This window comes from Vibrio sp. 10N.222.55.C7 (assembly GCF_041473335.1).
Taxonomy (GTDB): Bacteria; Pseudomonadota; Gammaproteobacteria; order Enterobacterales; family Vibrionaceae; genus Vibrio; species Vibrio crassostreae_C.
In genome coordinates this window covers 1-220 of the sequence record NZ_JBFRSC010000121.1, presented here as the reverse complement: position 1 = coordinate 220, position 220 = coordinate 1, and the positions used below count along the sequence as shown (strand labels likewise).

Here is a 220-nt window from a genome sequence, read left to right as displayed (position 1 = left end):
ATTTTCCGGATTGGTATTATACCAGGCTACTTTCTGTAATTTATTAAATTCCAGAAAGCAAAAAGGCTCTAGCATTTCTGCTAGAGCCTTAAATATGGCAGGGGTGGAGAGATTCGAACTCCCAACACGCGGATTTGGAATCCGCTGCTCTGCCAATTGGAGCTACACCCCTATTTTCAGTTTTAAAGAGCTGAAACTCTGAATAAGTGGCGGAGTGGAC

At 43.2% G+C, this 220-nt stretch carries 1 tRNA gene; it reads right to left on the bottom strand.

The annotated features are described in order from the left end of the window. Positions 1-95: 95 nt before the first annotated feature. Positions 96-172: transfer RNA gene (locus AB4482_RS22955), tRNA-Trp, on the bottom strand. Positions 173-220: the final 48 nt, after the last annotated feature.